Origin of the sequence: Mesorhizobium sp. M0047, assembly GCF_040323315.1 — a bacterium.
Classification (GTDB): Bacteria; Pseudomonadota; Alphaproteobacteria; order Rhizobiales; family Rhizobiaceae; genus Mesorhizobium.
The window spans coordinates 139535-148120 of record NZ_JAMYUW010000015.1; the positions used below are offsets into that span (position 1 = coordinate 139535).

Genomic DNA, 8586 nt, shown 5'->3' on the forward strand with positions numbered 1-8586 from the left:
CGGTTATTGAGCGGGCGCCGGTGCGGGGGCGGCCGGAGCCGGAGCGGCCGGTTTCGCCGGCGCGGCACCTTCAGCCGGCTTGGCAGGCGCGGTTGCGTCGGCGGCAGCGCCTGGCGCCGGCAGCGGCTTCGGATTGTCGGACAGCGTGCGTAGATAGGCGATGACGTTGGCACGGTCCTCGTCCTTCGGCAGGCCGGCGAAGCCCATGGCGGTGCCCTTAACGAATTTCTTCGGCGAGGTGATGAAGTGGTTGATGTTGTCGTAGGTCCACTTCTCGGTGCCGCCCTTGGAAAATTCCTTCATGCCGGCCGAATAGGCAAAGCCTTCATGCTCGGCCACCGGGCGGTCGACGAGATCCCACAGATCGGGGCCGACCTTGTTGGGGCCGCCCTTTTCGCCGGAATGGCAGGCTTGGCATTTCTTGAAGACGGCAGCGCCTTGCTCGACATTGGCGGTGGCCAGCAGCTCGGCGATCGGCTTGGCTTCGGCGGCAGGCGCGGCCGGACCGCCTTCGGCGGGCTCGGCGGCCTCGATGGCGAAACCGGGCTTTTCCGGCGCCGGCGAGGCAAACAGCGCGTCCGACACAATGCCGACCGAGAAGACGACGAAAACGGTTCCGAGCAATCCGGCGAGCAGTTTGTTGACTTCGTTGGAATCCATACGCCCCTTGCTCCCTTTTCCGGCGGACCGAACCGTCCACTCCGTCCGTCGGTATCGTGATCACCCTGCCAGGGCGGTCAAATCGGGCGGAAACTAGGTCTTTTGCTGCGGCGTTGCAACACCTATAAGGGCGCTTCCAGTGAGACCTTTTGCCACTTTCCCTGTCCTCTTCGAGACGCCTTGCACCGCGCATGTCCACGCTGATTCTGATCCCGGCCCGCATGGCCTCGACACGCCTGCCGGGCAAGCCGCTGGCCGACATCGCCGGCGCGCCGATGATCGTCCATGTCGCCCGCCGCGCCACGGAGTCCGGCCTCGGCCGGGTCGTGGTGGCGACCGACACGCAAAGCGTGGCCGAAGCGGTGCGTGCGCATGGTTTCGAGGCCGTGATGACGCGCATGGACCACCAATCCGGCTCCGACCGCATTCACGAGGCTCTGGTCGCGCTCGATCCCGAGCGCAAGGTCGAAACGATCGTCAATGTGCAGGGCGACCTGCCGACCATCGATCCCGGCATCATCGTCGCCTCGCTCAGGCCGTTCGATGACGGCGCGGTGGACATCGCCACCCTCGGCGTCGAGATCGTCCGCGATGAGGAAAAGACCAATCCCAACGTCGTCAAGATCGTCGGGTCGCCGCTCTCCCGCACCAGGCTGAGGGCGCTCTATTTCACGCGCGCCACGGCACCTTGGGGCGAGGGGCCGCTCTATCATCATGTCGGCCTCTATGCCTATCGTCGCGCCGCGCTAGAGCGTTTCGTCGCGCTGAAGCCGTCGCCGCTGGAGCGGCGAGAACGGCTGGAACAGCTACGGGCGCTGGAAGCCGGCATGCGCATCGACGCCGAGATCGTCCAATCGCTGCCGCTTGGCGTCGATACGCCGGAAGATCTCGAACGCGCCAGAACCATCCTTGCAAACTGAGAAATCCCTTCGAAGCTGAGACCCCCTTGAATCGAGAATTGGCCATGCCTGAAAAGACCAACAGAATATCCTTCCAGGGCGAGCCGGGTGCCAATTCCGACACCGCTTCCCGCAACGTCTATCCATCGATGGAGCCGTTGCCGTGCCCGACCTTCGAGGACGCGTTCAACGCGGTCGAGACGGGGAAGGCCGATCTCGCCATGATTCCGATCGAGAACACAATTGCGGGGCGGGTCGCCGATATCCACCATCTGTTGCCGGAATCGAAGCTCCACATCATCGGCGAATACTTCCTGCCCATCCATTTCCAGTTGATGGTGCTGCCCGGCGTCAAACGCGACGAGATCAAGACCGTGCACAGCCACATCCACGCGCTTGGCCAGTGCCGCAAATACATCCGCAAGAACGGCTGGAAGGCGATCGTCGCCGGTGACACCGCTGGCGCCGCCAAGATGGTCTCCGAGGGCAAGGACCGCACCATGGCGGCGCTGTCGCCGACGCTGGCCGCGACGCTCTATGGGCTCGACATCCTCGAGCGAAATGTCGAGGACACCGACAGCAACGTCACCCGCTTTGTCGTCCTCACCAAGAACAAGCAATGGGCCGACCGCCCGTCACCGGACGTCAAGATGATGACGACCTTCATCTTCCGCGTCCGCAACGTGCCGGCCGCCCTCTACAAGGCGATGGGCGGTTTCGCCACCAACGGCATCAACATGACCAAGCTGGAGAGCTACCAACTGGGGGCTTTCACCGCGACGCTGTTTTACGCCGACATAGAGGGTCATCCCGAAGATCCGCTGGTCAAGCTGGCGCTGGACGAGCTTCGCTTCTTCTCACGCGAAGTGCGAATTCTGGGCGTCTACCCGGCCAGCGCGTCGCGTGAGCAGTGGAAGGTCGCTGACTAGATCACCGCGCCCAGCGGCACATAGTCGATTTCCATGAACGTCTCGACCTCCGGCACCCAGCGGTCGCGCACGAAAGCGACGTGGTCGGGATGATCGTTGTACCTGGTATAGGCAGCCTGGTCGGCGAACTCCATCGAGAAGCCGAAATGATAATCGTTCTTGGGGCTGATCTGCCGCAATTGCTCGAAATGCGTGACGCCCCTGATCGCGGTGAGGATTTTCTTGGCGTCGACAAGGAACCTCCGTTCCTCCAGCGAATGTGGCGGATGCTTCAGCGTGAAGACGACGGTGTGACGGATCATTTGCTGCTCCTGAATTGTCTTTCGATAGTCGCTGCCATCACTCCGAGTCGACCCAGGCGCGGATGAGGTGGTGAGCAATGGCGCCTTTCGGTGGCGTGACCAAATTGCCGGGATGCTCCCTGGTCAGCATCGAACGCACCTCGTCGCGGGCAAACCAGCGGCAGTCCTCCAACTCGTTCAAATCAGCCTGGATATCGTCGTTGAGCGGCTCGCCGAAGCAGCCGATCATCAGCGAATAGGGAAACGGCCAGGGCTGGCTGGCGTGATAGACAACGCGGCCAAGCCGGATGCCAGCCTCCTCCAGAGTCTCGCGGCGCACCGCCGCTTCGATCGTCTCGCCCGGCTCGATGAAGCCGGCAAGGGCGGAGTACATGCCCTGCGCGAAATGCCGGCCGCGCCCGAGCAGGCACTTCTCCCGCGTCGCCGTCAGCATGATCGCGACGGGGTCGGTACGCGGAAAATGCTCGGTGCCGCAATTCGGGCAGTGGCGCTTGTAGCCGCCGGCCCGCATCTGCGATTGCGTGCCGCATTTGCTGCAGAAACGATGGCTTGCATGCCAGGCCAGCAGGGCCGCACCTTGCGCCATCGCGCCGGCAGCCGCCTCATCGATCAGCCCCTGCATGTAGACGGAGCGGTAGTCGATGGCCTTGATGGTTTCCGGAAGCCGTTCCGGATCGACGCCGCCGGGCACGGCCAGCACGGGTCCCTGTTCGGAAAAACCGAGCAGGACACCCTGTTCGAGAAATGGTTCGAAAGGCTCGCTCTCGGAGGCGCCAAACCAGGGGTCGAGACCACTGCCATCCCCGAGCTTCAGATAGAGCCGCCCCCCATGCATCAACAGCAGCCGTGTCGCCGGGTCGGCGAGCGCCTTGTCGACCGAATCGTCGGCGCGGTTTTCGGACTGCCGGTCGATGATGTTGCCGGCAAAGCCGACGAACTGACTCGGCTCGCGCAAGGGCGCGTCAAACAGGCGGAAGCTCATGGAAACTCTGCGTTGCGGGATGGACACGGGGAACGCTTATAGCGCCGCCTTGATCGTTTCGGCAAACCGCCGCAGGTCGGAGCCTTTATAGGGCTCGCGCAGGCCGTACCCCCACACCGGGCCCGGCCAGCCGGGATCGCCTTCCGAACGCGCAATGATATGGATGTGCAACTGGCGCACGATGTTGCCGAGCGCGCCGGTGTTGATCTTGGTGCAGCCTGTCGCTTTCTTCAGCGCCTGCGCCACCATATTGGTCTCGAAGGTCAGCATTGCCTGGTCGAGCGGCGTCATCTCGTGGATCTCCTCAGCGCCCGGCCGCTGCGGCACCAGGAGCAGCCATGGCCAGCGGCGGTCGTTCATCACCCGCAACTCGCACAGCCCCAGCCACATCAACTGCTCGCTATCCGCCTCCAGCCGGGAGTCCAGCGTGAATCCGGCCTTCAGGCCCGTCATCATCGGCGTTTCCCTTGCTTTTCTTGGTTTCCTCAAGGGCATGAACGCTAGAGCGGCGGAAAGGGGGCTGCAAGCGAATCATTGCGCGCTCGCGGTCGGCAGCTTTTCACGATAGGAATTTTTTCTTGATTTCGTGACCTCAGCTATGGTATATATTTGTTTATGGTGCTGATTTGCGCCAGTGACCCGCCGCGCAGGCGGGTTTTCGTTTGATGCTCCGACAGCCGACGCGCCGGCGAAGGCTGCAAAGGAATCCGGGATTTCTTCTGCGCACTTGCATTTCATCGAACAATTGCCGATATGGACGACGGGAGGTTGGTGGTGGACGATCCACTCGCCAACCGGGTCAGGTCCGGAAGGAAGCAGCCCTAACGAGCCCGGAACGGGTCATTGTTCCAGCCTCCCACCTCACCGGCCCTTCTCGCGACATTGACGACGCATTGCAGCGCGGGCGAGACTATGCGCAGGAATCGGCCGCCTTCGGGCGCGGCCATTTGGAGCTTATGGGCGAATGAGCGAAGCCGGAAATTCGGGACCAAAAAGCCTGGAGAATGGCAAGGCGGCCGCCTATCGCGTGCTGGCGCGCAAGTACCGTCCCTCGAACTTCTCGGAACTGGTCGGCCAGGAGCCGACGGTGCGCACCCTCACCAATGCCTTTGCCACCGGCCGCATCGCCCAGGCCTGGATGCTGACCGGCGTGCGTGGCGTCGGCAAGACCACGACGGCGCGCATACTCGCTCGTGCCCTGAACTACAAAACCGCTGATATCGACCAGCCGTCGGTCGACCTTGCCGTGCTCGGCGAGCATTGCCAGGCGATCATGGAAGGCCGCCATGTCGACGTCATCGAGATGGACGCCGCCTCGCACACCGGCATCGACGACATCAGGGACATCATCGAACGCGTGCGCTATGCGCCGGTCTCGGCGCGCTACAAGGTCTACATCATCGACGAAGTGCACATGCTGTCGACGCAGGCTTTCAACGGCCTCTTGAAGACGCTGGAAGAGCCGCCGCCGCATGTCAAATTCATCTTTGCCACCACCGAGATCCGCAAGGTTCCGATCACCGTCCTGTCGCGCTGCCAGCGCTTTGACTTGAGGCGCATCGACGCCGGTGCGCTGGTCGCGCATCTCGCGTCGATCTCGGCCAAGGAGGGCATTTCGGTCGACGACGACGCGCTGGCGATGATCGCGCGCGCCGCCGAAGGCTCGGCCCGCGATTCGCTCTCCATCCTCGATCAGGCGATTGCCCATGGCGCCGGCTCGGTCAGCGCCGCTGCGGTTCGGGCGATGCTGGGGCTTGCCGACCGCGCCCGCATCGTCGACCTGTTCGAACATGTGATGAAGGGTGATGTAGCGGCTGCTCTTGCCGAATTCCGCGCGCAGTACGACACTGGTGCTGATCCGGCCTCCGTGCTGACCGATCTTGCCGAGTTCAACCATCTCGTCACGCGGCTGCGTTTCGTGCCGACGGCCATCGAGGATGCCTCGCTATCCGAGGACGAGCGGCAGCGCGGCGCGGATTTCGCCAGGACGCTGTCGGTCAGAGTGTTGTCGCGGACATGGCAGATGCTGCTCAAGGGCATTCCCGAGGTCCAGTCCTCCAACCGGCCGGTGAGTGCCGCCGAAATGGTGCTGATCCGGCTGGCGCATGCCGCCGACCTGCCGACGCTGGACGAGGCGTTAAGATCTCTTGAGGGCGCAACGCCGGTACAAAATGGCACCCCACGCCCGAATGGTACACCCGCGGGGTCGGGCAATGGTGGTGGCGCCAGTGCGATGGCGCAGACGCGCACGCCGGCCGGGCCGGGCGGTGCGCAGACCATGCGGCTCGTGGAGAGCACGCCTGCCCCTGTTGCTTTCGTCGCTCCGCCGGAGCCGGTCGTCGAGACGCAATCGGCGCCGCTGAAATCGCTCGCCGACATCATTGCCCTGGCCGACGCGCAGCGTGACATCGCCTTCAAGGTGCAGGTCAAGAGCTATATCCGCCTGGTTCGTATCGAGCCCGGCCGTATCGACGTCGGCCTGACCAGCGACGCGCCCAAGATGCTGCTCAACGACCTGACGACGAAGTTGCGCGCCTGGACCGGCCGCAGCTGGCTGGTTTCGCTGTCGAAGGAAGAGGGTGGCCAGACGCTCGCCGAGATGGAATCGGCCAAGCGCGAGAACGCCTTCCTCGATGCCAAGAGCGATCCGACGGTGGCCGCTATCCTGGCGCGCTTTCCCGGGGCCAAGATCATCGACGTGCGCATTCCAGACGCGCCGGAAGCCGAAACGGCCGAGGCCGAAGTGCCGGTCGAGCCGCCGGCTGACGACGACGAAACCTGACCACAGAACGAATCCGCAAAGGACCAGACCATGAAAGATCTTCTCGGCCTGATGGGCAAGGCGAAGGAAATGCAGGCCAAGTTCCAGGCCATGCAGGACGAGATCGCCACTCTGGAAGCGTCGGGCCAGGCCGGCGGCGGCCTGGTCAGCGTGACGCTGACCGGAAAATTCGAAATGAAGTCGCTGAAGATCGATCCATCCTTGTTCAAGGAGGACGATGTCGAGATCCTGGAAGACCTGGTGCTCGCCGCCCACAATGACGCCAAGACCAAGGTCGAGCAGATCATGCAGGAAAAGACCAAGGCGCTGACCGCCGGTCTGCCGATCCCGCCGGGAATGAAACTGCCCTTCTAGCGTTCGGCGCGCCCCATGGTCGACATGACCGAAGAGCCTACCGAAAGATTGATCGAGCAGCGTATCCGCAACAGGATCTACGAGATCCTGGAAATTCTGGCCGACTGCGACGATGGCGTCGATCTCGTCGGTATCAAGGGTTACTTCAACCTGTTCGAGGACTTCGTCCATCGCCCGTCGATCGAGGCCGGCACATCGGCGCTTTCGAAAGACGAGCGTGCGATCGTGCTGGAGATCGCCGAATTCCTGGAGGCGGCCAGCGAGACAAATCCGGACTTCACCAAGGCCGAGTTCGTCGAAAGCGGCTGGCCGGCAAGGATCGCGCCGACGGCCAGGGATGCGCGGGCGCTGTTCCTCCGGCGCGGCCTGTTTTCGGAGAAGATCGAAGAGGCTGAACCTGGCCAGCCGGTGGCGATTGCAGCCGGGCGATAGCCCGCATAAAGCCATGCAATTGTGCTAATTTGGCAACAGTGCCCCAGTAATAACGTTTTGGCCATCTTTTTGCCTGAAAGTGTCTCATTCTTGCCGCAGCCTGGGGGCGGGCATGGAAGTGAGAGGGTTACCTGTTGATTGCCACGCGATGGAAGGCGCCGCTGTTGCTCGGCGCCGTCATTTCACCCCTGTTTTTGGCTGCATGCAGCCAAACCACTTCGCACGGTATGTCCGTCGCCAGCCTGACCGACGCCATCACGCCGAGTTTCCTGAGCTCCCGGGCCTACAGCCATACGCCCAAGGACAAGGAATGCCTGGAACGGGCGATGTTCTTTGAATCCAATCGCTCGAGCCGCGACGGCATGATCGCCGTCGGCACGGTGGTGATGAACCGGCTCCGCTCCGGCAACCACGGAAGCACAATCTGCGAAGTGGTGGGCGAGGGCGGGCAGTTCGCGCCTGGCGTCATGACGAGACCGATGAATTCGCGAGCGATGCCCGATGTCGAGGAAGCCGCCGATGCCGTGCTCAAGGGCGAGCGCAAGGCCAAGCTGAAGAACACGATGTATTTCCACACCGCCGGGCTGCGCTTCCCTTACAAGAACATGCACTACACGATGGTTGCCGGCGGCAATGCCTTCTATGAGAAGCGCGGCCGCAACTGGCAGCCGTTGCCGGATGAGCCGCAGGTCGCAGTTGCCTCTGCGGCGCCCGAGAAGCCGGCTGCAGCGGCGATAATGGTCGCTTCCGCCGAGCCCGCACGTCCAGCCAGGACGGCAACCGTGCGATCCGCCCCTGCCCAACAGACCTATGTGACGGCGGCAGTTGCGCCGCCCGCGAAATCCGCGCGTGTCTCGGTGGAGCCGACGGTGGTGGCGATGCAGGAACCTATGGAAGAGCCGGATGCCGCCCGTTTTGGCGGAACCCTGAACACAAGGGTCATCTCCTCGGTTCAAAGCGCGCCGCAAGAGGCGACGATGGTGGGGTTCCAGTCGACGCCTGAGAACACCGACGCCATCGGCGCGATGATTGCCAGCCAGGATCGGCCGCTCGAAACCAATTGATCCGCGCTCCATGGTCCACCAAGCCAATATGGCGGTTGATGCGGACGTGGGATGTTCCAAAGCGCTCTGAAAAATCCTGGAGCGGTTAAACCGTTAGGGGGAAACGGGAGACAGTATAATATAAAAAAAAGACGCGGCCGCCCCCAAATCGGGGGGTAGAATCGGTGGGGCGCGGATAATTA

10 protein-coding genes and 1 other RNA gene are annotated in these 8586 nt (G+C 63.0%); 7 read left to right on the plus strand and 4 right to left on the minus strand.

What is annotated here, in order from left to right:
• Positions 1-3 precede the first annotated feature (3 nt).
• Positions 4-660, minus strand: a complete 657-nt coding sequence (locus NKJ89_RS17065) for a c-type cytochrome (RefSeq protein ID WP_352604107.1) — start codon at positions 658-660, stop codon at positions 4-6.
• A 191-nt stretch (positions 661-851) separates the two neighbouring features.
• Here NKJ89_RS17065 and NKJ89_RS17070 point away from each other — a divergent pair, with 191 nt between their 5' ends.
• Both NKJ89_RS17070 and NKJ89_RS17075 read left to right on the plus strand, forming a co-directional pair.
• Positions 852-1580 (plus strand): 3-deoxy-manno-octulosonate cytidylyltransferase, encoded by a 729-nt coding sequence (locus NKJ89_RS17070; RefSeq protein WP_352604109.1) that lies wholly within the window; start codon positions 852-854, stop codon positions 1578-1580.
• 44 nt (positions 1581-1624) lie between these two features.
• Positions 1625-2488 (plus strand): prephenate dehydratase, encoded by an 864-nt coding sequence (locus NKJ89_RS17075; protein ID WP_023758159.1) that lies wholly within the window; start codon positions 1625-1627, stop codon positions 2486-2488.
• On the opposite strand, the gene NKJ89_RS17080 is transcribed toward NKJ89_RS17075, so the two are convergent.
• Genes NKJ89_RS17080 through NKJ89_RS17090 form a run of 3 tightly spaced genes read right to left on the minus strand, consistent with a single transcriptional unit; the run spans position 2485 to position 4228 of the window.
• A complete protein-coding gene (locus tag NKJ89_RS17080) occupies positions 2485-2790 on the minus strand; it encodes a Dabb family protein (protein WP_352604110.1) in 306 nt (101 codons plus the stop codon). The genes NKJ89_RS17075 and NKJ89_RS17080 overlap by 4 nt on opposite strands.
• A gap of 37 nt (positions 2791-2827) precedes the next feature.
• On the minus strand, positions 2828-3772 hold the full coding sequence (gene nudC / locus NKJ89_RS17085) for an NAD(+) diphosphatase (protein WP_352604112.1): 945 nt from the start codon (positions 3770-3772) through the stop codon (positions 2828-2830).
• 36 nt (positions 3773-3808) lie between these two features.
• Complete coding sequence (locus NKJ89_RS17090; protein ID WP_023758156.1) at positions 3809-4228, minus strand: HIT family protein; 420 nt, start codon at positions 4226-4228, stop codon at positions 3809-3811.
• Positions 4229-4535: 307 nt separating this feature from the next.
• Here NKJ89_RS17090 and ffs point away from each other — a divergent pair.
• From ffs to NKJ89_RS17115, 5 genes are all read left to right on the plus strand, one after another.
• An RNA gene (ffs, locus tag NKJ89_RS17095) (signal recognition particle sRNA small type) lies at positions 4536-4632 on the plus strand.
• Positions 4633-4736: 104 nt separating this feature from the next.
• Positions 4737-6554 (plus strand): DNA polymerase III subunit gamma/tau, encoded by a 1818-nt coding sequence (locus NKJ89_RS17100; RefSeq protein ID WP_352604113.1) that lies wholly within the window; start codon positions 4737-4739, stop codon positions 6552-6554.
• 30 nt (positions 6555-6584) lie between these two features.
• Positions 6585-6908, plus strand: a complete 324-nt coding sequence (locus NKJ89_RS17105) for a YbaB/EbfC family nucleoid-associated protein (protein WP_352604114.1) — start codon at positions 6585-6587, stop codon at positions 6906-6908.
• 24 nt (positions 6909-6932) lie between these two features.
• Positions 6933-7340, plus strand: a complete 408-nt coding sequence (locus tag NKJ89_RS17110; protein WP_023758153.1) for a hypothetical protein — start codon at positions 6933-6935, stop codon at positions 7338-7340.
• 134 nt (positions 7341-7474) lie between these two features.
• Positions 7475-8404 (plus strand): cell wall hydrolase, encoded by a 930-nt coding sequence (locus NKJ89_RS17115; protein ID WP_352604116.1) that lies wholly within the window; start codon positions 7475-7477, stop codon positions 8402-8404.
• Positions 8405-8586: the final 182 nt, after the last annotated feature.